The 22,977-nt window shown below is 70.3% G+C and carries 23 protein-coding genes and 1 pseudogene; 10 read left to right on the top strand and 14 right to left on the bottom strand.

Features of this window, described 5'->3' with window-relative positions; all coding sequences use genetic code 11:
- Positions 1-100: 100 nt before the first annotated feature.
- Entirely contained in the window at positions 101-706 is a 606-nt protein-coding gene (locus ACFYUV_RS11590) for a TetR family transcriptional regulator (RefSeq protein ID WP_352350268.1), read from the top strand.
- Here ACFYUV_RS11590 and ACFYUV_RS11595 read toward each other — a convergent pair.
- The 4 genes from ACFYUV_RS11595 to ACFYUV_RS11610 all read right to left on the bottom strand — a co-directional run bounded on the left by ACFYUV_RS11595 (position 700) and on the right by ACFYUV_RS11610 (position 4,522).
- Positions 700-1,749, bottom strand: coding sequence for an ABC transporter ATP-binding protein (locus tag ACFYUV_RS11595; RefSeq protein ID WP_387667777.1), 1,050 nt, complete (start codon positions 1,747-1,749; stop codon positions 700-702). The two genes, ACFYUV_RS11590 and ACFYUV_RS11595, sit on opposite strands and share 7 nt — an antisense overlap.
- Entirely contained in the window at positions 1,736-2,542 is an 807-nt protein-coding gene (locus ACFYUV_RS11600; RefSeq protein WP_357971186.1) for an ABC transporter permease, read from the bottom strand. The genes ACFYUV_RS11595 and ACFYUV_RS11600 overlap by 14 nt, the downstream gene beginning before the upstream one ends.
- Positions 2,535-3,293 (bottom strand): ABC transporter permease, encoded by a 759-nt coding sequence (locus ACFYUV_RS11605; protein ID WP_352350262.1) that lies wholly within the window; start codon positions 3,291-3,293, stop codon positions 2,535-2,537. Before ACFYUV_RS11605 ends, ACFYUV_RS11600 begins: the two co-directional genes overlap by 8 nt.
- Before the next feature lie 107 nt (positions 3,294-3,400).
- Positions 3,401-4,522, bottom strand: coding sequence for a spermidine/putrescine ABC transporter substrate-binding protein (locus ACFYUV_RS11610; RefSeq protein ID WP_357971184.1), 1,122 nt, complete (start codon positions 4,520-4,522; stop codon positions 3,401-3,403).
- A gap of 545 nt (positions 4,523-5,067) precedes the next feature.
- On the opposite strand from ACFYUV_RS11610, the gene ACFYUV_RS11615 reads away from it, so the two are divergent.
- Together ACFYUV_RS11615 and ACFYUV_RS11620 are read left to right on the top strand one after the other, a co-directional pair.
- Positions 5,068-6,177, top strand: coding sequence for a hypothetical protein (locus ACFYUV_RS11615; protein WP_387667782.1), 1,110 nt, complete (start codon positions 5,068-5,070; stop codon positions 6,175-6,177).
- Entirely contained in the window at positions 6,174-7,133 is a 960-nt protein-coding gene (locus ACFYUV_RS11620) for an SIS domain-containing protein (RefSeq protein WP_387667784.1), read from the top strand. The genes ACFYUV_RS11615 and ACFYUV_RS11620 overlap by 4 nt, the downstream gene beginning before the upstream one ends.
- Here ACFYUV_RS11620 and ACFYUV_RS11625 read toward each other — a convergent pair.
- The 4 genes and pseudogenes from ACFYUV_RS11625 to ACFYUV_RS11640 all read right to left on the bottom strand — a co-directional run bounded on the left by ACFYUV_RS11625 (position 7,127) and on the right by ACFYUV_RS11640 (position 11,201).
- Positions 7,127-7,697 (bottom strand): annotated as a pseudogene (locus ACFYUV_RS11625) (ATP/GTP-binding protein). The gene ACFYUV_RS11620 and the pseudogene ACFYUV_RS11625 sit on opposite strands and share 7 nt — an antisense overlap.
- A complete protein-coding gene (locus ACFYUV_RS11630) occupies positions 7,678-7,992 on the bottom strand; it encodes a DUF742 domain-containing protein (protein WP_229824241.1) in 315 nt (104 codons plus the stop codon). The pseudogene ACFYUV_RS11625 and the gene ACFYUV_RS11630 overlap by 20 nt, the downstream one beginning before the upstream one ends.
- 66 nt (positions 7,993-8,058) lie before the next feature.
- Positions 8,059-8,481 carry a roadblock/LC7 domain-containing protein gene (locus ACFYUV_RS11635; protein ID WP_352321436.1) on the bottom strand — a complete coding sequence of 141 codons (423 nt, stop codon included), beginning with the start codon at positions 8,479-8,481 and terminating at the stop codon, positions 8,059-8,061.
- Positions 8,481-11,201, bottom strand: a complete 2,721-nt coding sequence (locus tag ACFYUV_RS11640) for a nitrate- and nitrite sensing domain-containing protein (RefSeq protein ID WP_387667786.1) — start codon at positions 11,199-11,201, stop codon at positions 8,481-8,483. Before ACFYUV_RS11640 ends, ACFYUV_RS11635 begins: the two co-directional genes overlap by 1 nt.
- Positions 11,202-11,542: 341 nt before the next feature.
- Here ACFYUV_RS11640 and ACFYUV_RS11645 point away from each other — a divergent pair, with 341 nt between their 5' ends.
- From ACFYUV_RS11645 to betA, 5 genes are all read left to right on the top strand, one after another.
- Positions 11,543-12,598, top strand: coding sequence for a glycine betaine/L-proline ABC transporter ATP-binding protein (locus tag ACFYUV_RS11645; protein WP_387667788.1), 1,056 nt, complete (start codon positions 11,543-11,545; stop codon positions 12,596-12,598).
- Entirely contained in the window at positions 12,595-14,508 is a 1,914-nt protein-coding gene (locus tag ACFYUV_RS11650; RefSeq protein WP_387667790.1) for an ABC transporter permease, read from the top strand. Before ACFYUV_RS11645 ends, ACFYUV_RS11650 begins: the two co-directional genes overlap by 4 nt.
- Complete coding sequence (locus ACFYUV_RS11655; protein ID WP_352350246.1) at positions 14,505-15,482, top strand: ABC transporter substrate-binding protein; 978 nt, start codon at positions 14,505-14,507, stop codon at positions 15,480-15,482. Before ACFYUV_RS11650 ends, ACFYUV_RS11655 begins: the two co-directional genes overlap by 4 nt.
- Before the next feature lie 71 nt (positions 15,483-15,553).
- Positions 15,554-16,489: an ABC transporter substrate-binding protein gene (locus tag ACFYUV_RS11660; RefSeq protein WP_358283672.1), complete on the top strand. Its 936-nt coding sequence runs from the start codon at positions 15,554-15,556 to the stop codon at positions 16,487-16,489.
- A complete protein-coding gene (gene betA, locus ACFYUV_RS11665; protein WP_387667793.1) occupies positions 16,465-18,111 on the top strand; it encodes a choline dehydrogenase in 1,647 nt (548 codons plus the stop codon). The genes ACFYUV_RS11660 and betA overlap by 25 nt, the downstream gene beginning before the upstream one ends.
- Positions 18,112-18,117: 6 nt before the next feature.
- Here betA and ACFYUV_RS11670 read toward each other — a convergent pair whose 3' ends face one another.
- A complete protein-coding gene (locus ACFYUV_RS11670; protein WP_387667796.1) occupies positions 18,118-18,906 on the bottom strand; it encodes an ABC transporter permease in 789 nt (262 codons plus the stop codon).
- On the bottom strand, positions 18,903-19,841 hold the full coding sequence (locus ACFYUV_RS11675) for an ATP-binding cassette domain-containing protein (protein WP_387667798.1): 939 nt from the start codon (positions 19,839-19,841) through the stop codon (positions 18,903-18,905). The genes ACFYUV_RS11670 and ACFYUV_RS11675 overlap by 4 nt, the downstream gene beginning before the upstream one ends.
- 80 nt (positions 19,842-19,921) lie before the next feature.
- Between ACFYUV_RS11675 and ACFYUV_RS11680 the strand changes: the two genes are divergently transcribed.
- Positions 19,922-20,689 (top strand): TetR/AcrR family transcriptional regulator C-terminal domain-containing protein, encoded by a 768-nt coding sequence (locus tag ACFYUV_RS11680; RefSeq protein WP_387667801.1) that lies wholly within the window; start codon positions 19,922-19,924, stop codon positions 20,687-20,689.
- Here the strand turns inward: ACFYUV_RS11680 and ACFYUV_RS11685 are convergent.
- Entirely contained in the window at positions 20,678-21,130 is a 453-nt protein-coding gene (locus tag ACFYUV_RS11685; protein ID WP_387667803.1) for a MarR family winged helix-turn-helix transcriptional regulator, read from the bottom strand. The genes ACFYUV_RS11680 and ACFYUV_RS11685 overlap by 12 nt on opposite strands.
- Positions 21,131-21,204: 74 nt before the next feature.
- On the opposite strand from ACFYUV_RS11685, the gene ACFYUV_RS11690 reads away from it, so the two are divergent.
- Complete coding sequence (locus tag ACFYUV_RS11690) at positions 21,205-21,606, top strand: hemerythrin domain-containing protein (protein ID WP_387667806.1); 402 nt, start codon at positions 21,205-21,207, stop codon at positions 21,604-21,606.
- Here ACFYUV_RS11690 and ACFYUV_RS11695 read toward each other — a convergent pair.
- Genes ACFYUV_RS11695 through ACFYUV_RS11705 form a run of 3 tightly spaced genes read right to left on the bottom strand, consistent with a single transcriptional unit; the run spans position 21,603 to position 22,973 of the window.
- On the bottom strand, positions 21,603-22,181 hold the full coding sequence (locus ACFYUV_RS11695) for an ATP/GTP-binding protein (protein ID WP_352321413.1): 579 nt from the start codon (positions 22,179-22,181) through the stop codon (positions 21,603-21,605). The two genes, ACFYUV_RS11690 and ACFYUV_RS11695, sit on opposite strands and share 4 nt — an antisense overlap.
- A complete protein-coding gene (locus ACFYUV_RS11700; RefSeq protein ID WP_125631446.1) occupies positions 22,162-22,524 on the bottom strand; it encodes a DUF742 domain-containing protein in 363 nt (120 codons plus the stop codon). Before ACFYUV_RS11700 ends, ACFYUV_RS11695 begins: the two co-directional genes overlap by 20 nt.
- A gap of 26 nt (positions 22,525-22,550) precedes the next feature.
- Complete coding sequence (locus tag ACFYUV_RS11705) at positions 22,551-22,973, bottom strand: roadblock/LC7 domain-containing protein (RefSeq protein ID WP_185844483.1); 423 nt, start codon at positions 22,971-22,973, stop codon at positions 22,551-22,553.
- Positions 22,974-22,977 lie beyond the last annotated feature (4 nt).

The following is a 22,977-nucleotide window of genomic DNA, read 5'->3' on the forward strand; positions in this document are numbered from 1 at the left end:
GAAGAGGAATTCAAATACTCATCTAGCGTGAAGCGCAAGTTAAGTGCACTATGGTCACGGCCGATCTGAATGGTGACCAAACGCACGGGGGGTGGTGGTCGTGGCCCAGCGCAAAAGCCGTAGTGACCGGCGCATCGACTTGATCGAGGCCGCGCGCCGAGCCATCATCCGCCACGGCATCGACGGAGTACAGCTCTCGCACGTCGCCGAGGAGGCCGGTCTGACCTCCGGCGCCGTGCTCTACCACTACCCCGACCTGGGCGAACTGCTGGTCGAGGCGCAGCACGCGGGCATGGAGCGGTTCTACGAGCTGCGCATGCGCCGCCTGGCCGACTTCACCGACCCGGTAGAGAAGCTGGTCGTCACGATCCGGTCGGGGTTGCCGACCGGGCCGCTCGACCCCGACGTCCGCCTGCTCAACGAGCTGGGCGGCGCCGCGGGCCGCAACCGGGTCTACGGCGTGCTGCTCACCTCGCTGTACGACCGCCAGGTGTCGATGTACCAGGCGATCCTGGACACCGGGGCCGCGCTCGGGGTCTTCCGGCTGACGGCCGACTCCGTGACCGTCGCGCGCAATCTGGTGGCGCTGGAGGACGCCTACGGCTACCGCATCACCGCCAGGCACCCGCTGATCGGCCCCGACGAGGCGGCCGAGCTGATCCTGTCGTACGCGCGGGCGGCGACGGGCAACGACCTGGCTCATTGATCGACCGCCATGATGACGGCGTCCTGGGCCTCCCAGCGCACCTTCACCTTGGCGCCGGGCTGCACCGTGCTCGCCCCCTGCACCGCGGCGAGCACGGGCTTGGCCCGTCCCGGCACGTCCACGGAGATGTGCGAGACGCCGCCGTAGAAGCTCACGTCCAGGACGCTGCCCTTCAGGCCCCGCGCCGCGTTCTCGTCGGCCAGCTCGATCTTCTCGGGCCGCACCGCGAGCAGCGCCTTGGCGTCGGCGGCCAGGTCTTCGAGCGGCGTGCCGGCCAGCATGCCGAACTCCTCGCTCTTGATCCCGTCCAGGCCGGTGCAGACGCCCTCGAACAGGTTGTTCGCCCCGACGAAGTCGGCCACGAACGGCGAGCGCGGGCGCTCGTACAGGGCCACGGGGGCGTCCACCTGGCGCACGCTGCCGCTGTCGAAGACCGCGATGCGGTCGGCCAGCGACATGGCCTCCTCCTGGTCGTGCGTGACGACCACGAAGGTGATGCCGACCTCGCTCTGCAGCCGCTTGAGCTCCAGCTGCATGTCCGCGCGGACCTTCTTGTCCAGGGCCGACAGCGGCTCGTCGAGCAGCAGCAGCCGCGGCCGCTTGACGATGGAGCGGGCCAGCGCGACCCGCTGCCGCTGGCCGCCGGACAGCTGCGCGGGCTTGCGCGAGGCGTGCGCCGACAGGCCCACGGTCTCCAGCACCTCGCCGACCCGCTGCTTGATCTCCTGCCGGGGCAGCTTCTCCCGCTCCAGGCCGTAGGCCACGTTCTTGGCCACGGTCATGTGCGGGAACAGCGCGTACGACTGGAACATGAGGCTGATCGGCCGCCGGTTGGGCTGCTTGGACAGCAGGTCCTCGCCGTCGAGCGTGACCGTGCCGGCGTCCGGCGTCTCGAACCCGGCGATGATGCGCAGCAGGGTGGTCTTGCCGCAGCCGGAGGGCCCGAGCAGGGCGAAGAACTCGCCCTGCTCGATCTCCAGCGAGACGCCGTCGAGCGCGGTGACGTCACCGAACCTGCGGGTGACCCCGTCAATCCTGAGCACGTGATTTCCCGATCTTGGTCATCCGCTGCCCGGCGATCACCGCCGTGAAGCTCACGAGGAGCAGGATCGCGGCCAGCGCGTTGATCTTCGGGGTCACCCCGAAACGAACCATTGAGTAGATGACGATCGGCAGCGTCGGCTCGGCGTTGCCGATCGTGAAGAAGGCGATCACGAACTCGTCCAGCGACAGCGTGAACGCCAGCAGCGCCCCGGCGACGATCCCGGGCACCAGCTGCGGCAGCGTGACCTTCATGAACGTGACCACCGGCCCGGCCCCCAGGTCGCGCGAGGCCTCCTCCAGCGAGGTGTCGGCGTTGGTGAGCCGGGTGCGCACCACCGCCGCGACGAACGCCATCGAGAACACGGCGTGCGCGATGGTCACGGTGGGCAGGCCCAGCGCGAACTGGGCGTCCCACTGGGCCAGGAAGGTGTTGATCAGGGCGTACAGGACCAGCAGCCCGATCCCGAGCACCAGGTCGGGCAGCACGGCCGGCATGAGCGAGATCGCGTCGAGCAGCTTCGATTTGGTGTACCGGGCCAGGCCGACGGCCAGCAGCGTGCCCAGCACGGTGGCGATCGCCGTCGAGCCCAGGGCCACGATCAGGGTGTTGACCAGGCCCTCTCTGATCTTCTCGTCGGCGGCCAGCTCGCCGTACCACTTGAGGCTGAAGCCCTCGTAGGTGTAGGCCGACTTGCCGGAGTTGAACGACATGACGACCAGGACGATGATCGGCACGTACAGGAAGGCGTAGGTCGCCCAGAACGGCACGTACAGCAGCTTGGGTCTACGCACGGCGGGCCGCCCACGCCTGCACGAGCAGCAGCAGGATCAGCACCGCGATCAGCGCCAGCACCAGCGCCGAGCCGAACGGCCAGTCGCGCGCGACCAGGAACTGGTTGCGGATCAGGTTCCCCACCATGATGGACTTGTTGCCGCCGAGCATCTCGGGGATGACGAAGTTGCCGAAGCTCGGCACGAACACGAACATCGCCCCGGTCAGCGCGCCGGGCAGGGTGAGCGGCAGCGTCACCTTCCGGAACGTGGTGAACGCCGAGGCCCCGAGGTTCGCCGACGCCTCGCGCAACTGCGGGTCGAGCTTCTCGATCGAGGAGTACAACGGCAGCACCATGAGCGGCAGGTACGAGTAGAGCAGCCCGGTGACGATCGCGCCCTGGGTGTACAGCAGCTCCATCTCCTTGCCCAGCAGGGAGCTGAGCAGCCCCTGACTGCTGAGCATGATGATCCACGCGTAGACGCGGATGATGAAGTTCGTCCAGAAGGGCAGCACGACCGCCACCAGGGCGATCGTCTTCCACTTCGACGGGAGCTGGGCGATCAGGTACGCCGTCGGGTAGCCGAGCAGCAACGCGATCAGCGTGGCGATCGTCGCCATCTTCAGCGAGTCGCCGACGACGTTCAGGTAGAGGGAGTCGAACAGGCGCTGGAAGTTCTCCAGCGTGAACTCGTAGACGATGCCCCCGAAGCGCCCCCGCTGGAAGACGGTGTAGCTGAGCACCAGCGCCAGCGGCACGAGGAGGAGCACGACCAGGTACGTCAGACCTGGCGAAAGGAAAACGAACGCGCCCAGCCGGCGACCCCGCTTACGGGACACCGGCCGGGCCTTGACCTCGGATCTCACTGCACCAACGACTATCCGGCCGTGACTTCCTGCGACAGGCGGCTGAACTTGGTCGACGCCTGTCCCAGGTCGATGATCGACTCACCGTTGAGCAGTTCCGCCGGCTTGATGTCCAGCAGCGAGCCCTTGGGGATGGTCACCTTGTCCATGGCGGCCTTGTTGGGCACCTTGTAGTTGATGTTCTCGGCCGCCCAGCGGTGGATCTCCGGGTCGAGGATCATGTTGATGAAGGCGTGGGCCGCCTCCTTGTTCTTGGAGGACTTCATGATCACCATGGTGTCCACCCAGAGGTCGCTGCCCTCCTTCGGCACCACGAACTTGATGTTCTGCTTCTCGTCCGTGGTCGGGCACCAGCCGTCCCACGCCTCGACCATGATGGCCTCGCCGGACTTCAGCCGGTCGCCGAAGGTGGTGTCGTCGTAGCGCAGCAGGTGCGGCTTCTGCGAGACCAGGAGCTCCTTGGCCTTGGCGATCTCCTCGTCCTTCTCGGTGTTGACCGAGTAGCCGAGCGCCTTGAGCGCGGGCAGGACCAGCCAGCGCTCGGTGGTCATCATGGTGACCTTCTTCTCGGCCCAGGAGGCGGGCTTGAGGATGTCGTTCCAGCTCGTCGGCGGCGTCTTCACCAGGTCGCTGCGGTAGCAGATGCCGGTGGTGCCCCAGGTGTAGGGCACCGAGTACTTGTTGCCCTTGTCGTAGGAGAGCTGCGTGGCCTCGGGGTAGAGATTGGCCAGGTTGGGGATCAGCTCGGCGTGGATGGGCTCCAGCAGGCCCTGGGCGTTGAGCGCCTGGGCGTACTGGCCGGACACGAAGGCCACGTCGATGCCGCTGTCGCCGGAGGCGGTCAGCTTGGCCATCGCCAGCTCGTTCGTGTCGTGGTTGGTGATCCCCATCTCCTTGACCTTGAGCTGCTGCTTGACCTTCTCGGGCAGCTCCTCCGGGGTGTAGCCCGGCCAGACGGTCACCTGGAGCGACTGCTTGGTCAGGTCGGCGTTGGGCTGGAGCTGTTCGGCCTTGGCCGCGGTCGTGCCGTCTGAGCTGCTCGACGACCCACCGCCGCACGCCGCGACGGCTAGCGCGAGGCCGGCCACCGCCACGGCGGCCGGAAGACGACGGGTGAACCGGTTACGGGACACGGCCGCTACTCCTTCTGGTGCTGAGGATTGAGGGGTCGCGCGACCTTACTGGACACGGCAGACCAGAGCAGGAGTGTTGCAGCAGAAATCAACATGAGCAAGACTTTTCCCGACATTGCTACCAGGAAGTTTGATCAGAGTGTTGAATCGAGATTCAATAACGGAGTCGCCTCATCCCGGTCCGTGAGGGACCTCTCACCTCGCGTACGGACCGCCTTTGGGCCGCGCTCTTCGCGCCATCTCTCCCAGCCGTAATCTATCGGCTCGGGAGCGTGCGATCCCTGGCGGGTGCTCAGCGAACGGGTGAACGATCCGGATCCGCTGAGAGCGGGTTATCGGTCGCGGCGACACCGCGCGGCCCCCGCCGGCGCATCGAGGCAGGGGCGGCCCGGAGCGAGCACCGCGGGCGGGACCGTACCCTCCTGACCGGCGCAGGCGCTTTTCCCCTAATGCGCGGACGGGCTCCGAAGAGGGCGAAGTTGCAGCGGATATCAACATGAGCGAGACTTCCTTCCACACGTCGATCGGGAACGATGGTCAATCTGTTGAACTGGGATTCAATTGCGATCCGGCTCGCCGCCCTCGCGGCGGAGCCCGTCTCCGACCGGGATCACGGCCTGTCCACGAGCCTGCTGCGGGCGCTGGCGCACGACCCGCCGCCCCCGTTCGCCGTCCGCCGGTTCCATGACCTTCCCGTCCTCGCGGCGACGGCCGCCGAGCGCGGCTTCGGGCCGCACGTCGACCAGACCAACCACTCGGTCGTGGTGGACGAGCGGATGGTCGTGAAGTGGCTGGCCCCGCCGGTCCCGCTGCCCCACCCGACGCCCGAGATCTTCGCCCACCTCGTCGAGGTCGGCTTCACCGGCACCGCGCCCCCGTACCTGGCGCTGACCCGCGCGTCGGACGCCGGCGAGGAGCTGCTCGCGCTGGTGACCGGCTACCTGCCCGAGGCGCGCGACGGCTGGGAGTGGTGCGTGGACGAGGCCGAGTCCGGCGGCACGCGGTTCGCCGGCGAGCTCGGCCGGCTGGCCGCCGACCTGCACGTCGCGCTGTCCACCCTGCCCGGCGGCTCGTCCGCGCGGCAGGCGGACCCGGCGGCGCGGGCCGCGGACGCGCTGGCCGAGGCGCTCGCCCTCACCGGCGGCGCCGACGGCGCGTGGCTGGCCACGCGGGCCGGCGCCCTGGCCTGCGAGCTGGAGCCGCTGCGCGCGGGCTTCGCGGGCCCGGTGATCAGGATCCACGGCGACCTGCACGTGGGCCAGATCCTGCGGTGGCGCGACGGCTACGCCGTGATCGACTTCGACGGCAACCCGACCGTGGCCGACACCGGCGTGCGCCAGCCGGCCGCCAGGGACGTCGCCCAGCTCACCACCAGCCTGGAGCACGTGGCCCAGGTCGCCGTCAAGCGCCGGGGCACCCCGCCCGCCCACGCCGCGGCCTGGGCGGCGCGGGCCCGCGCCGGCCTGCTGGACGCCTACCGCGACCGCCTGTCCGGCCTCGGCCGCTCCGACCTGCTGGACGAGACCCTGATCCGCCCGTTCGAGGTCGAGCAGGAGTGCCGCGAGCTGATCTACGCCGCCCGCCACCTGCCCCGCTGGCGCTACGCCCCCATGGGCGTGCTGCGCACCTGGTACCCCGAGGAGAACCTGCCGTGAATCCCGAGCTCTACCTGGCCGACCTGGAGGCCAAGCCCGCCGCCCTGGCCGCCCTCGCCGACGGGCTGCGCGCGGCCGATCCCTTCGCCGGGCTGCCCGAGGGCGTGCGCCGGGTGCTGTTCCTCGGCATGGGCAGCTCCCGGTACGCCGCCGGGGTGGCGGCCCTGCGCCTGCGCGCGGCCGGCGTGGACGCCTACGCCGACTACGCCTCGGCCGCGGCGACCTACCCGGCCGGGCCGGACACGCTGGTCGTGCCGATCTCGGCCACCGGCGGCAGCCGCGAGACCCTCGACGCCCTCGCCCGCTACGCCGGGGGCCCGTCGTACGTGGCCGCGATCACGAACGTGCCCGGCTCGCCCGTCACCGAGGCGGCCGACCTGGTCGTCCCCATGGGCGCGGGCGAGGAGCGCGGCGGCGTGGCCTGCCGGACGTTCCAGCACACGCTGGCCCTGCTGCTGGCGCTCGAAGCCCGGCTCACCGGGACGGGCGGCGACCTGCCCGCGCTGCTCACCCGGGCCGCCGAGGCCACCCGCGACCTCTTGGACCGCCGGGACGAATGGCTCCCGCTGACCATGGAGCTCCTGGACGGGCCCCACGGCGTCTACACGATCGCCCCCGCCGAGCGGCTGTCGTCGGCCGAGCAGTCGGCGCTGATGTTCCGCGAGGGCCCGCGCCGCGCGGCCGACGCCTGCGAGGCGGGCGACTGGTCGCACGTCGACGTCTACCTCACCAAGACCCTCGACTACCGGGCACTGCTCTTCCCCGGCTCCCGCTACGACGAGCAGGCCATGGACTGGGTGCGCGAGCGCGGCTCCACGGTGATCTCCGTGGGCGGCGAGGTGAAGGACGCCGCGGCGGCGATCCGCTACGCGCACGACGACGACCCCGGCGTGGCGCTGCTCACCGAGACGCTGGTGGCCGAGCTGGTGGCCGCGTACTGGTGGAACGCTCAGTAGGGACGGGCGCCGATCACGTGCTCGACCAGGGTGATCAGGGTGTTCTTGACCGACTGGCGGGCCCGCGCGTCCGTGCGCACGATGGGCACCTGCGGTGAGAGCGTGAGCGCCTCGCGCACCTCGCTCTCCACGTGCGGGAACCCGCCCGTCCCAGCCGTTCAGGCCGACGACGAACGGCAGCCCGGCCTCCTCGAAGTAGTCGACGGCGGGGAAGCTGTCGGCCAGGCGGCGGGTGTCCACCAGCACGATCGCGCCGATCGCGCCGCGGACGAGGTCGTCCCACATGAACCAGAACCGGTGCTGGCCGGGCGTGCCGAACAGGTACAGGATCAGGTCGCGTTCGAGGGAGACGCGGCCGAAGTCCATCGCGACCGTGGTGGTGGACTTGCCCGGTGTGTGCGCGAGGTCGTCGATGCCGGACGAGGCGTCCGTCAGCACGGCCTCGGTGGTCAGCTGCACGATCTCCGACACCGCGCCGACGAAGGTGGTCTTCCCCACGCCGAACCCGCCCGCCACGACGATCTTCGTCGAGGTGAGCGCTGGGCTAGAGCCGGCGAAGTCCACTCAGGACCCTCTCCAGCAGCCTGCGGTCCGGCAGCCCGGCCTCCAGCTGCGGCTGGTAGACCTTGACCAGCCCGTCCGCCTCCATGTCGGCGACCAGCACCCGCGCCACGCCGAGCGGCACGGCCAGCAGCGCGGAGATCTCGGCCACCGAACGCACCTGGCGGCACAGCTCGCTGATCGCGCGGTACTCGCGGGTGTAGGTCATGCCGAGCCGGGCCGAGGTCGCCGACGAGACCAGCGCCTCCATGGCCAGGCCGGTGCGCGGCGCCGTCCTGCCGCCAGTGACGGCGTACATGCGCACCAGCGAGCTGCGCTGGGGCTCCGGCTCCCCGTCATGCCACGATGCCAACGTCCACTCCCATCACCAGGGGCGCGCGGATGACAACTCCGCCCGTACGGCAGGGGTCAGCACCTGCCCCGTGCGTTCGACCAGAATCGTCATCTGGTACGCCACCAGGCCCATGTCACAGTCGGGCGCGGCCAGCACCGCCAGGCACGACCCGTCGCTGATCGACATCACCAGCAGCAGCCCGCGTTCCATCTCCACCAGGGTCTGCGTGACGCCGCCGCCCTCGAAGACCCGCGCCGACCCCTGCGTCAGGCTGACCAGCCCGGCCGCGATGGCGGCGAGCTGGTCGGCGCGGTCCTTGGGGAAGCCGCGGGAGAAGGCCATCGGCAGGCCGTCGGCGGAGACCACCACGGCGTGGGCCACGCCGGGCACCTCCTCGACGAACGCGCTCACCAGCCAGTTGATGTCCCTGGCCCCCTGGCTCAGTTCCTTCATCAGTCCTCCTCTAGCTCGGCTCGGCCCTTGCGCACGCCCTGCTGGTAGCTGGCCAGCCGGCTGCGCAGCCGGTCGGGGGACGGCGGAGGAACCGGCACGGGCGGCGGCTGGGGAACCGCGGTACCCGGTACCAGATTCGCTCGCGGCGTGCGCTTGGGCAGGCCGGAGTTCGTGGTGCCGCCTTGGGCGGGCTCGGCGGTCGTGTTCGCCGCCTGCCATCCCTGGTCGGCGGGCGATGACCAGGCCGGGTCCCGCCGGTCGGCGGTCGGCGCGGCCTTGCTGAACCAGCTGCTCTCCTCGACCGAGGCGAAGATCGGCAGGAACTCGTTCCCGGCCGCCGGCTGGGCCGGCTCGGGCCCCGTGGCGAACGACGGGTACGACGCCCCGGACGCCGGCGGCTCCGGCTGCTCGACCGACTGCGAGGAGGACGAGGTGAACCACGACGACTCGGACGCCGACGGCATGGGGTCGAACGACGGGTGCCCGTAGGCGGGCATCGGGGCCGTGGGCGGCGCGTACGACTCGGCGCCCTGGAAGGGCTCGGCGCTCTGGAACGGGTCGGCGCTGCGGAACGAGTCGGCGCTGCGGAAAGGCTCAGCGCTTCGGAACGGCTCGGCGCTCTGGAACGGCTCGGCGCTCTGGAACGGCTCGGCGCTCTGGAAGGGCTCGGCGCGTCCCTGGTCCGGGCGGCCCATGGCGGACATGGCCGGGGTGTGCGCGGCCGCGGCCATCGAGCCGTGCAGGTGCCCGGCCACCGTGCCGGGGACGGCGGCGAGCAGCATCTCCGGGATCAGCACCATCGCGGTCAGCCCGCCGATGTCCTGGCGGCGGAGCTGCACCTTGATGCTGTGCCGCAGCGCGAGCCTCCCGACCACGAACAGGCCCATCCGCCGCGACACGGACACGTCCACGACCGGCGGGTGGGCCAGCCGCCAGTTGGCCTCGGCCAGTTCCTCGGGGGTCATGCCGATGCCGTTGTCGGTCACCGAGACCATCAGCCCGCCGCCGTCGATGCGGCTGCTGGAGATGATCACCTTGGTGTCCTTGGAGGAGAACGAGACCGAGTTCTCGACCAGCTCGGCCAGCAGGTGCACCACGTCAGTGACGGCCTGCCCGGCGATGGCGACGTCCGACTGCGCCTGGACGCTGACCCGGTCGTAGCTCTCGACCTCGCCGAGCGCCGCGCGCACGATGTCCATGAGCTCGACCGGCTCGCTCCACTTGCGCGCGGCCTCCTGACCGGCCAGGACCAGCAGGTTCTCGCTGTTGCGGCGCATGCGGGTGGCCAGGTGGTCGAGCTTGAACAGGTCGCCGAGGCGCTCGTCGTCGCGCTCGCCGCGCTCCAGGCGCTCGATCAGGGTGAGCTGCCGTTCGACCAGGGTCTGGCTGCGCCGCGACAGGTTGACGAACATGGCGTTGACGTTGGAGCGCAGCCGCGCCTCGTCGCCCGCCAGCCGGACGGCCTCGCGGTGCACCTCGTCGAAGGCGCGGGCGACCTCGCCGACCTCGTCCCTGGAGAAGATGCCGATGGGCGGCACCTCGGCGTCGACCGCGCCGTCGCGCGACTCGCGCAGGTGCTGGACGAAGTCCGGCAGGCGGCGCCCGGCGATCTCCAGCGCCTCGCCGCGCAGCCTGCGCAGCGGCCTGACCAGCGACCTGGCCACGCCGGTGGTGATCAGCAGGACGGCGACCAGCAGCGCGAGCACCGCGCCCGCGATGACCAGCGCCCGCCGCTGCTCCTCGGCGCTGAGCGTGGCGCTGCGCGCCACGATCCCGGCGGCCTGGCGCTGCTCGACCTTGCGCATGGAGTCCACGACGACGTTGGAGGCGTCGAACCACTCCTTGGCGTCGTCGCGCTTGGCCAGGTCCAGCCCGCGCAGCGGCAGCGAGGCCGAGGCCCTGATGAGCACCAGCTCGCGCAGGAACAACATGCGGTCGGCGCTGCGGCCGTTGACGGTCTCGTCGAAGAAGCGGCGCTCGTCGGCGGTGGCCTCGGCGGCGAAGCCCCTGCGGTCGGCGGTCTCGGCGGACAGCTCGCCGAGGAAGCGCTTGAGCTGGTCCTGGCCGAAGGCGCCCTCGACGAGGACGGTGGTGAGCAGCGCCTGCTGGTAGGAGACGCTCTCCTTGGCCCTGGCCAGGCCGTCCAGCATGCGGGTCTGGCGGAACAGCTCGTCGTCGGAGCTGCCCTTGATCAGTTCGGTGTGGATGGAGAGGAGGTCGCCGATCACCGTCGTGTAGAGGTCGACGGCGGGGCCGGGCAGCAGGTCGGCGTCCATCGCCTGCTCGCGCAGCGAGGTCAGGTCGTCCAGGCGGGTGAGCATGTTCTCGATCTGGTCGGCCGTGCGGCCCTCGACGTCGGCCAGGATCTGCTGGGCGGTGCCGCGTACCTCCCTGATGGCGACGTCCACCTGGTCCATCTGGGACCGGACGCCGCCGAGCCCGTTCACGGGCCGGTTCCTGGCGATGTACCAGGCGGTCTTGGCCCGCTCACCGGCGAGCTGGTGGGTCAGGTCGCCCACCTGCTCCGACAGCACGGCTAATCGGTTCGTCCGGTCGTAGTCGGCGGCGGCGCCCGTCGAGGACAGCACCTGGACGCCGCCCAGCAGCACGGCGGCGGCGGTCGGCACCAGGATGAGGGCGACCAGGCGCGCACGTACGCGCCAATTGCGCAGGCGCCAGTTGCCTTCGACGGCCTGCCGCTCGCCCAGCTGTGTTGTCACCGAACGCACCTCGCCCGAATCGGCGTATTTGTCAGGGCTGTGGCCCTTGGGAGAAATCAGCAAGTGCGGGTAATTGGAACACATCCTAAGCGGAGGTGGCCACCCGCACATATCGGTGCGAAATTCAACTTCTGTGCCCAGTGGGACGAAAGCTGGAGCCCCATCTCGCCGTCCATCGAACCAGAAATAGCCCTCTATACATTCATATGTCCGCGTATGGGCGTTTAGTGCGTTCCAAGCGCATAACACGGGAGGAGCAGCCAGGTCTCTCACAGGTCACAGCGTTGAGATTTGCGTTATTCACCGCATATGTTGAGCCCTCGGCAATCGAGGAGGCGAGGGTGCGGGATTCTCCCGACAGCGCGGCCATCAGCGTCGAAGGGCTTTGGAAGATCTTCGGATCCAGGGCGCAAAAGGTGCTGGACAGCGAGGACAGACACCTCGACCCCGCCGCTCTGCGAGAGAAGACCGGTTGCACCGCCGCCGTCCGCGACGTGAGCTTCGAGGTGCGCCCCGGCGAGGTCTTCGTCGTCATGGGCCTGTCGGGAAGCGGCAAGTCCACCCTCGTACGCTGCCTGACCAGGCTCGTCGAGCCCACCGCCGGCCGCATCAGCATCGGCGGCGAGGACGTCGGCCGCGCCTCCCCCGCCCGGCTGCGCGAGCTGCGCCGCCACCGGGTCAGCATGGTCTTCCAGCACTTCGGCCTGCTGCCGCACCGCAGGGTCATCGACAACGTCGCCTACGGCCTGGAGATCCAGGGCACCCCCAGGGCCGCCAGGCACGCGCGGGCCGCCGAGATCCTCACCCTCGTCGGCCTCGACGGGTACGCCGGCGCCTACCCCGACCAGCTCTCCGGCGGCATGCAGCAACGCGTCGGCCTGGCCCGCGCGCTGGCCGTCGATCCCCAGGTCATGCTGTTCGACGAGCCGTTCAGCGCGCTCGACCCGCTGATCCGGCGGGACATGCAGACCGAGGTGATCCGGCTCCACCGCGAGGTCGGCAAGACGATGGTGTTCATCACCCACGACCTGTCCGAGGCCCTCAAGCTGGGCGAGCGCATCGCCATCATGCGGGCCGGCTCGATCGTGCAGCTCGGCACGGCCGAGGAGCTGGTGGGCGCGCCGGCCGACGACTACGTGGCCGACTTCGTCCGCGACGTGCCGCGCAGCCACGTGCTGACGCTGCGCTGGATCTGCCGCGCCCCCGAGCCCGGCGAGCCGCTGGACGGCCCCCAGCTCCCCGCCACCACCCTGGTCAAGGACGCCATCGCCGCGGCCTCGGCCTCCTCCCGCCCGATCCGCGTGATGGACGGCGACGAGCTGACCGGCGTCGTGGACCGCGTGGACCTGCTGTCCTTCCTCGCCGGCGCGGACGCCGCGGTGAGGGCAGGCGCGTGAGCACCACCGCGGTCAGCGCCCCCACCAGGCTCAAGATCCCCAGATGCGCCGCTCCCGCCGGGGTCGCGATCCTGTTCGCCGTGGCGTACCTGGTCTTCCGCGGCACCGGCACGCTGCCGCACGACAAGGAGGCGCCGCAGTTCCTGGCGGTCACCGAGCTGCGCGAATGGATCGACGACCACCGTAACGAGAGCCCGCTCTTCCTGTACTTCCTCAACTACATCCGGCTGTTCGTCGACGGCGTCTACACCTTCTTCCAGACCGTGCTCACCGCCCTGAACTGGCCGGGTCTCATCGGCGTCCTGGCCGCGCTGGCCTGGCTCGCGGGCGGCTGGCGCATCGCGCTGCTCGCGGCGGCGGGCGTGGGCGCGTTCGGGGTGCTCGGCCTGTGGCAGTCGAGCGTGGACACGCTGGCGCTGGTGGCGGCCTCGGTGCTGCTGTCGCTGGCGGTCGGCGTGCCGCTCGGCGTCTGGGCCGGGCTGTCGGCGCGGGTGCGCCGGGTGCTGACGCCGGTGCTGGACGTCATGCAGATCATGCCGACGTTCGCCTACCTGGCGCCGCTCGTGCTGTTCTTCCACATCGGCGCGCCGGCCGGGGCGATCGCGACGATGATCTACTCGATCCCGCCCGCGATCCGGATCACCGCGCTGGCCGTCGAGGGGGTCTCCGCCACGGCGGTCGAGGCGTCGGCGTCGCTCGGCGCGACCCGCCGTCAGACGCTGTTCAAGGTGCAGCTGCCGCTGGCCCGTCCGACGATGGCGCTGGCGGTGAACCAGACCATCATGATGGCGCTGTCGATGGTCGTGATCGCGAACCTGATCTCGGCCCCCGGCCTGGGCGGCGACATCATCCGCGGCCTGTCGCGGGCCCAGGTCGGCATCATGCTCCCGGCGGGCCTGGCCATCGTGGTCATGGCCGTCGTGCTCGACCGCGTGCTCATGTCGGTGGCCCGCCGCGAGGCGCACGCGTCGCTCGGCCGGCCGGACCTGGCGGTCGCGGCGGCGCTGGCGGTCGCGGGCGTGGCGGCCGGGCTCGCGCTGCCCGCGGGCTGGCCCGACGGCCTGACGGTCACCTTCGCCGGCGCGGTGAACGACGCCGTCCGCTGGGCCGAGACGACCTGGTACCCGGTCACGACGTTCGTCAAGGACCTGACCTCGGCCTTCCTGCTCAACCCGCTGGAGGGCCTGCTCACCTCCGCCCCGTGGTGGCTGGTCGCCCTCGCGGTGCTGGCCCTGGCCTGGCGGGTGAGCGGGGTACGCCCGGCGCTGACCGCGCTCGGCTGCCTGCTGGCGATCGCGCTGCTCGGCGTGTGGGAGCACGCCATGCAGACGATGACCACGGTCGCGGTGGCGGTGCTCGTCACCCTCGTCGTCGGCCTGCTGCTGGGGGTGGCCGCGGCCCGCTCGCCGCGCTGGTCGGCCGTTCAGCGCCCGCTGCTGGACGCCGCCCAGACCATGCCCGCGTTCGTCTACCTGCTGCCGGCGCTGGCCCTGTTCGAGACGACCCGGTTCACCGCGATCTTCGCCTCGGTGATCTACGCGGTGCCGCCCGTGGTGCGCCTGGTCGAGGACGGCATCAGAGGGGTGCCCGGCACGGTCGTCGAGGCGGCCGCGTCGGCCGGCTCGACCCCGGGCCAGCTGCTGTGGAAGGTGCAGCTGCCGATGGCGCGGCGGGCCATCCTGCTCGCCGCCAACCAGGGCATCGTGATGACGCTGGCCATGGTCGTCGTCGGCGGCCTGGTCGGGGCGGGCGCGCTCGGCTACGACGTGGTCGTCGGCTTCTCCCAGCGCACGGATTTCGGCATGGGCTTCGTGGCGGGCATCGCGACCGTCCTGCTCGGAGTCATGCTCGACCGCATCACGCAGGGCGCCGACAGGCGTCCTTCCCCCCGAAAGAGGAAGCGCACATGAAGATTCGCCTGCTCGCAGGCCTGCTCGTTGTCGGCCTCACCGCCGTGGGTTGCGGCGGTGGCGCCAAGGTGGAGACCTCCCCCAGCTCTGCCGCCCCGTCGGCCGGCGCCGCCTCCGGCGCGGCGACGACCGGCACCGTCAAGATCGCGATCAACCCGTGGGTCGGTTACGAGGCCAGCGCGAACGTCGTCGCCTACCTGCTGAAGAACGAGCTCAAGTACGACGTGCAGCTGCCCGAGATCAAGGAGCAGGTCGCCTGGGAGGGCTTCGAGACGGGCGACGTGGACGTCATCATCGAGAACTGGGGCCATCCGGACCTGAAGAAGAAGTTCATCGACGAGAAGAAGGTCGCGCTCTCGGCGGGCTCCACCGGCAACAAGGGCGTCATCGGCTGGTACGTGCCCAAGTGGATGGCCGACAAGTACCCCGACATCACCGACTACAAGAACCTGAACAAGTACGCCGACCTGTTCAAGACGTCGGAGTCCGGCGGCAAGGGCCAGCTCCTCGACGGCGACCCGAGCTACGTCACCAACGACGAGGCCCTGGTCAAGAACCTCAAGCTGAACTACAAGGTGGTGACCGGCGGCAGCGAGGCGGCCCTGCTCAAGGCGGCCGAGCAGGCGCAGGCGCAGAAGAAGGCGCTGCTGTTCTACTTCTGGACGCCCCACTGGCTGTTCGACAAGGTCGAGCTGACCCGGGTGAACCTGCCCCCGTACACCGAGGGCTGCGACGCCGACGCCAAGAAGGTCGCCTGCGACTACGCCGAGCTGGACCTCGACAAGATCGTCAGCAAGAAGTTCGCCGACACCGGCGGCAAGGCGTACGAGCTGGTCAAGAACTTCAGCTGGACCAACGAGGACCAGAACGCGGTCGCCAACGACATGACCAACAACGGCCTGACCGGCGAGCAGGCCGCCAAGAAGTGGGTCGAGGCCAACACCGCCAAGTGGCAGGCCTGGCTCCCCAAGTGACCCCTCTTGACCGCGTCCCCTCCGGCCGGGCGCCGGCGGGGACGGAGGAGGCGCGGTCGCGGAGACCTCTCATGCGAACCAAGAAGCTGGCCGGGCCGCTGCTCGCGGCCCTGCTCCTGACGTCCTGCTCCGGCGGCGCCCCCGAGACCGGGGTCGCCGCCAAGGGCACGGTCAACATCGACGTGCACGCCTGGGTCGGGTACGAGGCCCAGGCCGCCGTCCTGGCCTACCTGCTCGAACACGAGCTGGGTTACAAGGTCAACACGCGCAAGAACAACGAGAGCGATTCCTGGCGCGATTTCGAATCCGGCAAGGTCGACGTGATCGTCGAGAACTGGGGACACAACGACCTGAAGAAGGAGTACATCGAGCAGAAGAAGGTGGCGCTGTCGGCCGGGCTCACCGGCAACAAAGGCGTGATCGGTTGGTACGTCCCCGAGTGGATGACCAAGAAATATCCCGACATCACCGACTATCGGAACCTGAACAAGTACGCACACCTATTCCGGACCGCCAAAACCGGAAATTTGGGTCAGGTACTCGACGGGGACCCGACATTCGTCACCAACGACGAGGTTCTCATCAAGAACCTCGGCCTCGATTACAAGGTCGTCTACTCCGGCAGCGAGGACGCGCTGATCAAGGCCGCGCAGACGGCGGCGCGCACCCGCACGCCCCTGCTCATGTATTTCTACGAACCGCAATGGCTGTTCACCAAGGTCAAACTGGTCAAGGTCAACCTGCCCCCGTACGCGGTCGGCTGCGACGACGTGCCCGCCAGGGTCGCCTGCGACTACCCGCCGTACCTGCTGGACAAGATCGTCAGCAGGCGGTTCGCCGAGCGCGGCGGGAAGGCGTACGAGCTGGTGCGCAACTTCACCTGGACCAACGACAACCAGAACGCCGTGGCCGCCGAGATGATCAACGGCAAGAAGACCGCCGAGCAGGCCGCCCGGCAGTGGGTGGAGGAGAACAAGATCGTGTGGAAGGACTGGATCCCGCGTTGAGCTTCGACTTCGTCATCGTGGGCGGCGGCTCGGCCGGCTGCGCCCTGGCCAACCGGCTGAGCGCCGATCCGTCGGTGTCCGTGCTGGTGCTGGAGGCGGGCCGGCCGGACTACCTCTGGGACGTCTTCATCCACATGCCGGCCGCGCTGATGTTCCCCATCGGCAGCCGGTTCTACGACTGGAAGTACGAGTCCGAGCCAGAGCCGCACATGAACGACCGGCGCATCTACCACGCGCGCGGCAAGGTGCTGGGCGGCTCCAGCAGCATCAACGGGATGATCTTCCAGCGCGGCAACCCGCTGGACTACGAGCGCTGGGCCGCCGATCCCGGCATGGAGAACTGGGACTACGCCCACTGCCTGCCCTACTTCAGGCGCATGGAGAACTGCCTGGCCGACCCCGGCTCCCCCTTCCGTGGCGACGACGGCCCGCTGAAGCTGGAGCGCGGCCCGGCCCGCGGCCCCCTGTTCGAGGCGTTCTTCGAGGCCGTCCAGCAGGCCGGCCATCCGCTCACCGACGACGTGAACGGCTACCGCCAGGAGGGCTTCGCCGCCTTCGACCGCAACGTCCACCGGGGCCGCCGGCTCAGCGCGGCCCGCGCCTACCTGCATCCGGTGCGCCGCCGTCCCAACCTCACGGTCAGGACGCGGGCCCACGTGGAGAAGGTGCTCTTCGACGGGACGCGGGCGGTGGGCGTCCAGTGCGGCGGCGAGCGCATCGAGGCGCGCGAGGTCGTGCTGTGCGGCGGCGCGATCAACAGCCCGCAGCTCCTCCAGCTGTCCGGGGTCGGGCCGAAGGCGCTCCTGGAGTCCGTGGGCGTCCGGGTGGTGCACGACCTGCCGGGCGTCGGCGAGAACCTCCAGGACCATCTGGAGGTCTACGTCCAGCACGCCTGCACGCAGCCGGTCTCGCAGCAGCCGTCGCTGGCGATGTGGCGGCGGCCGTTCATCGGCGCCGACTGGCTGTTCCTGCGGCGCGGCCCCGGCGCCACGAACCACTTCGAGGCGGGCGGGTTCATCCGCTCCAACGACGACGTCGCGTACCCGAACCTGATGTTCCACTTCCTGCCGATCGCCGTGCGCTACGACGGCTCGGCGCCGGCCGGCGGGCACGGCTACCAGGTGCACATCGGCCCGATGTACTCCGACGCCCGCGGCTCGGTGCGGATCCGGTCGGCCGACCCCCGCGCCAAGCCCGCGCTGCGCTTCAACTACCTCTCCACCGAGCAGGACCGCCGCGAGTGGGTGGAGGCGATCAGGCACGCCCGCGCCATCCTGTCCCAGCCCGCCTGGGCCGGCCTGGACGGCGGCGAGATCTCCCCCGGCCCGGACGTCCGGACCGACGAGGAGATCCTGGCCTGGGTGGCCAAGGACGGCGAGACCGCCCTGCACCCGTCGTGCACCTGCAAGATGGGCGTGGACGACCTGGCCGTGGTCGACCCCGCCACCATGCGCGTGCACGGCCTGGACGGCCTGCGCGTCGTGGACGCCTCCGCCATGCCGTACGTCACCAACGGCAACATCTACGCCCCGGTCATGATGCTCGCCGAGAAGTCCGCCGACCTGATCCTCGGCAACACCCCCCTCGCCCCCGACACCACGGCCTTCCACCGCCACGCCTGACCCGGTCTAACGGTCCAGACGCTGGTACAGGCGGACGGACAGGACGAAGAAGACGACGGTGATCGCCGCCGGCCACAGCACCGCCATCGTCACGGCGTGCTGGGCCACCCACGAGTCGCCGCCCCAGCCCGGGTTGCCGAACAGCTGCCTGGCGGCGGCGACCGTGGAGGAGAGCGGGTTCCACTCCGAGATCGCGCCCAGCCAGCCGGGCATGGTGCCGGGCGCGACGAAGGCGTTGGACAGGAAGCCGATCGGGAACTCCAGCGTCTGGATCGCGACCACCGCGCCCGGCTCGCGGGTGAGCAGGCCGAGGTACATGCCCGCCCACAGCAGGGCGAAGCGCAGGAGCAGCAGCAGGCCGATCGCGCCGAGCGCGCCCCCGGCCGAGGCGGGCCGCCAGCCCACCGCCAGGCCGCACAGCAGCAGCCCGCCCAGGATCAGGACCGAGTTGAGCAGGTCGGCCACGGCCCGCCCGACCAGCACGGCCGAGGGCGCCATGGGCATCGACCGGAACCGGTCGGTGACGCCCTTGGAGACGTCGGAGGACACGGCGATCATGGTGGAGCTCAGGCCGAAGAGCATCGTCATGCCGTACATGCCGGGCATGAGGAAGGCGAAGTAGTCGGCCCCCGCGGGCACCTCGACCGCGCCGCCGAACAGGTAGCCGAAGGCCAGGGTGATCACCACGGGGAAGAGCACCCCGAAGACCACCGTCATGGGCTGGTTGGCCCAGTGGATCAGGTCGCGGCGGGCGACGGTCCAGCCGTCGGCCAGCGCCCATCTGAGTGCGGTCATCGATCGCCTCCCGCAGTCGTCAGGTTCAGGAAGACCTCGTCGAGGGTCGGCCGGCGCAGCGCGACGTCGGCGGCCTCGATGCCGGCCGCCGCCAGCGCGGGCAGGACCCGGGTGAGCGCGCTCACCCGCTCGGCCACCGGGGCGCTGACGTGCCGGGTGTCCCGGTCGATCTCGGCGGGGCCCGCGGCGGCCGCCGAGAGGATCGCTGCCGCCTCGTCGAGCCGCGCCGGGTCGTTGATCACCACGTCGAGCCGGTCGCCGCCGAGCTTGGCCTTCAGCTCCTCCGGCGTGCCCTCGGCCACCAGCCGGCCGGAGTCGATCACCGCGACGCGGTCCGCGAGCTGGTCGGCCTCCTCCAGGTACTGGGTGGTCAGCAGCACGGTCGTGCCGCCCGCGACCAGCTCGCGCACCGCGTTCCAGATCCCGGCGCGGCTGCGCGGGTCGAGGCCGGTGGTGGGCTCGTCGAGGAAGAGCACGGGCGGCGCCAGGATCATGCTCGCGGCCAGGTCGAGCCGCCTGCGCAGGCCGCCGGACAGCTCCTTGGCCGGGCCGTCGTGCCCGGTCAGGCCGAAGCGCTCCAGCAGCTCGGCGGCCCGGGCGCGGGCGGCCGGCGCGCTCAGGTGGTAGAGGCGGCCGAACAGCTCCAGGTTCTGCCTTCCGGTCAGGATCTCGTCCACGGCCGTCTGCTGACCGACCAGGCCGATGGCGGCGCGGACCCGGCGGGGCTCGGCCGTCACGTCGAACCCGGCCACCTCCGCCCGGCCGGCCGAGGGGCGAAGGAGCGTGGTGAGGATGCGGACGGCGGTGGTCTTCCCGGCGCCGTTGGGCCCGAGCAGGCCGTAGACGGTGCCGGCGGGCACGTCGAGATCGATGCCGTCGAGCGCCGTCGTCGAGCCGTAGGTCTTGCGCAGGCCCTGGGCGAGCACTGCGGACATGGCCACCTCCCTGTCGAATCGTACGGCGTACCGTACAATATACGATCGACGCACGCAACCGTACGGTGTACCGTACGAGGGTGACTGTTGAGTACCCGGGCAAGGGCGACCCGGCCCGCAGCCTCGCGCTGCTGTGGCGGACGAGCGAACGGGCCAGCCGCAAGGGCAAGCCGGAGCTGAGCGTCGAGCGCGTCGTCCGCGCCGCCATCGACGTGGCCGACGCCGAGGGGCTGGCGGCGCTGTCCATGCGCCGGGTGGCCGAGAAGCTGGGCGTGGGCACGATGTCGCTCTACACGTACGTGCCGGGCAAACCCGAGCTGCTCGACGTCATGCTCGACACCGTCTACGGCGAGACCGCCCGCCCCGAGGACGTGCCGGGCGGCTGGCGGGCCCGCCTGGAGCTGATCGCCCGCGAGAACTTCGCCCTCTACCTGCGTCACCCGTGGCTGCTCCAGGTGGCGGCCAGCCGCCCCGTCCTCGGCCCCAACGTCACCGCCAAGTACGACTACGAGCTGCGCGCCGTCGACGGCATCGGCCTGACCGACCTGGAGATGGACTCGGTGATCACGCTGGTCACCGGCTTCGTGCACGGCACCGCGAGAGGTGCGGTGGAGGCCGCCCAGGCCGAGAGCCGGACCGGCATGACGGACCTGCAGTGGTGGGCCGCGCACGCGCCCTTCCTCAGCCGGATCTCCGATCCCGCCATGTTCCCCACGGCCTCGCGCGTCGGCCAGGCGGCCGGGGAGGCGCTGCAGGCCGCCTACAGCCCCGAGCACGCCTTCGAGTTCGGCCTCCAGCGCGTGCTCGACGGCGTCGAGGTGCTGGTCAACAGCCGGTCAGCGGGCTGACAACGCCTGCTCGTAGGCCAGCAGGGTGCGCACGAACGTCTGCCGCTCCTGCGGCGTCAGCGGGTCGAGCGCGGCCCGCCAGGCCGTGGCGCCGTAGCCGAGCCATTCGGTGATCGCCTCCTGGTGGGCCGGGGCGATGCTGACGATCGTGCGGCGCCGGTCGGCGTCGTCCTCGCGGCGCTCCAGCACGCCCTTCCTGCTCAGCTCGCCCACCATCAGGCTCACGGTGGCCGGCGCCACCTCCAGGCGCCCGGCCAGCTCGTTGACCGTGGTCGGGCCGTCGAACAGCAGGTAGGCCAGCAACGACAGGTGCCGGGGGGCCAGCGCCAACGACCGCAGCGCCTCGGGCACCTTGAGCCGCTTGGCCCGGCCCACCATGCGCGGCATCAGGAGCAGCAGCGTCCTGATGCCTTCGTCCACGCTCAAGCCGTCGGTTGACATCGCCAATACCTTGCTGTCTAAATTAGCTTCGTTCGCAAAGCTAATTTGTCGTCGTCTGGGCAAAGGATAGTGACATGGACGAGCGGGTGCGGGCCTTCGGGGACGAGCTGGTCAAGGTACACGACTGGTTCAGGGGCGAGCTGGCGAAGCTGCGCGCGGGCGGGGCCGTCACCGACGACCTGCGGGCACACTGCCTGACCTTCTGCGACGCGCTGAGCTTCCACCACTCCGGCGAGGACCGGGTGGCGTTCCCCTACCTGGAGGGCACGCGCCCGGAGCTGAAGGAGGCGCTCGACCGGCTGCGCCGCGAGCACGAGGTGATCGCGGCGCTGGTCGAGGAGCTGCGCGCGGCGAGCGACCCGGCGGCGATCGAACGCGTCGCCGCCGAGCTGGAGAGCCACTTCGACCATGAGGAGCGGACGCTGGTGCCCGTGCTCAACTCGCTGGAGAGCGTCCCGTGGGCGGTCGGCGGCTAGCGGACGGGGGCCGCGCGCAGCCGTACGACGTGCTCGACCAGCGAGATCAGCGTCGTCTTGACCGACTCGCGGTTGCGCGCGTCGGTGCGCACGATCGGCACGTGCGAGCCCAGCGCCAGCGCCTCGCGCACCTCGTCGTCGGTGTGCGGGAACTGCCCGTCCCAGCCGTTGATGCCCACCACGAACGGCAGCTTGGCCTCTTCGAAGTAGTCGATGGCGGGGAAGCTGTCGGCCAGACGGCGGGTGTCGAGCAGCACGACCGCGCCGATGGCGCCGCGGACCAGGTCGTCCCACATGAACCAGAACCGGTGCTGTCCGGGCGTGCCGAACAGGTACAGGATCAGGTCGCGGTCGAGCGAGAGCCGGCCGAAGTCCATGGCGACGGTCGTGGTCTGCTTGTTCGGCGTCAACCCGAGGTCGTCGATGCCCGCGGACGCGTCGGTCATCACCGCTTCCGTGGTGAGCGGGAGGATCTCGGACACCGCCCCCACGAACGTCGTCTTGCCGACGCCGAACCCACCAGCGACGACGATCTTCGTCGAAGTGAGCCCGGGGCTAGAGCCTGCGAAGTCCACTGAGCACCCTTTCGAGCATGTTGAGGTCTGGCTGTCCCTGGCTGAGGCGTGGCTGGTGCAGGCGGACGAGACCTTCGTCTGACATGTCCGCCACTAGCACCCTCGCCACGCCCAGCGGGACGCGGAGCAGGGCCGAGATCTCGGCGACCGACCGGAACGTCCTGCAGAGCTGCATGATGGCCTCCTGCTCGGGGGTGAGCATGGCCATCTCGTCGTCCGGGATCGACATCGACGAGATCAGCGTCTCCATCGCGAGGTGATACCGCGGCTCGGAACGGCCGCCGGTCACCGCGTAAGGACGGAACAGGGGCTCGTCGTCCCCGGTCCCGTCACTGCCGTACACGGCCCTCTCCCATCAGTTCCATCACATCACCGGGTCCTGGCGGCCTGGAGTTCGGCGCGCAGGGCCGGCGTGAGCGCCTGTCCCGCTCTGTCTACCAGCAGCGTCATCTGGTACGCCACCAGCCCCATGTCACAATCAGGACCCGCCAGCACCGTCAGCACCGAGCCGTCGCTGATCGCCATGACCAGCAGCAGCCCGCGCTGCATCTCGACGACGGTCTGCGACACCGCGCCGCCCTCGAACACCCTGGACGCGCCCACCGTCAGGCTCAGCAGACCGGCGGAGACCGCCGCGAGCTGGTCGGCCCGGTCCGGCGGGAAACCCTCGGAGGCGGCCAGGCACAGGCCGTCCGCCGAGACGACCACGGCGTGCGCGACCCCCGGAGTGTTGCGCACGAAGTCGGTGATCAGCCAGTCGAAGCGGTGCGCTTCATGGCTCAGCGTTGTCACGCAT

Source organism: Nonomuraea sp. NPDC003560 (assembly GCF_042878785.1).
Lineage (GTDB): Bacteria > Actinomycetota > Actinomycetes > Streptosporangiales > Streptosporangiaceae > Nonomuraea.

What these genes read in the sequence shown, in the direction of transcription:
- ACFYUV_RS11630 (WP_229824241.1), bottom strand. Translation starts at nt 7,992, where the DNA reads ATGTACGCCGTCACTGGCGGCAGGACGGCGCCGCGCACCGGCCTGGCC.
- ACFYUV_RS11635 (WP_352321436.1), bottom strand. Translation starts at nt 8,481, where the DNA reads ATGAAGGAACTGAGCCAGGGGGCCAGGGACATCAACTGGCTGGTGAGC.
- ACFYUV_RS11655 (WP_352350246.1), top strand. Translation starts at nt 14,505, where the DNA reads ATGAAGATTCGCCTGCTCGCAGGCCTGCTCGTTGTCGGCCTCACCGCC.
- ACFYUV_RS11660 (WP_358283672.1), top strand. Translation starts at nt 15,554, where the DNA reads ATGCGAACCAAGAAGCTGGCCGGGCCGCTGCTCGCGGCCCTGCTCCTG.
- ACFYUV_RS11670 (WP_387667796.1), bottom strand. Translation starts at nt 18,906, where the DNA reads ATGACCGCACTCAGATGGGCGCTGGCCGACGGCTGGACCGTCGCCCGC.
- ACFYUV_RS11675 (WP_387667798.1), bottom strand. Translation starts at nt 19,841, where the DNA reads ATGTCCGCAGTGCTCGCCCAGGGCCTGCGCAAGACCTACGGCTCGACG.
- ACFYUV_RS11685 (WP_387667803.1), bottom strand. Translation starts at nt 21,130, where the DNA reads ATGTCAACCGACGGCTTGAGCGTGGACGAAGGCATCAGGACGCTGCTG.
- ACFYUV_RS11690 (WP_387667806.1), top strand. Translation starts at nt 21,205, where the DNA reads ATGGACGAGCGGGTGCGGGCCTTCGGGGACGAGCTGGTCAAGGTACAC.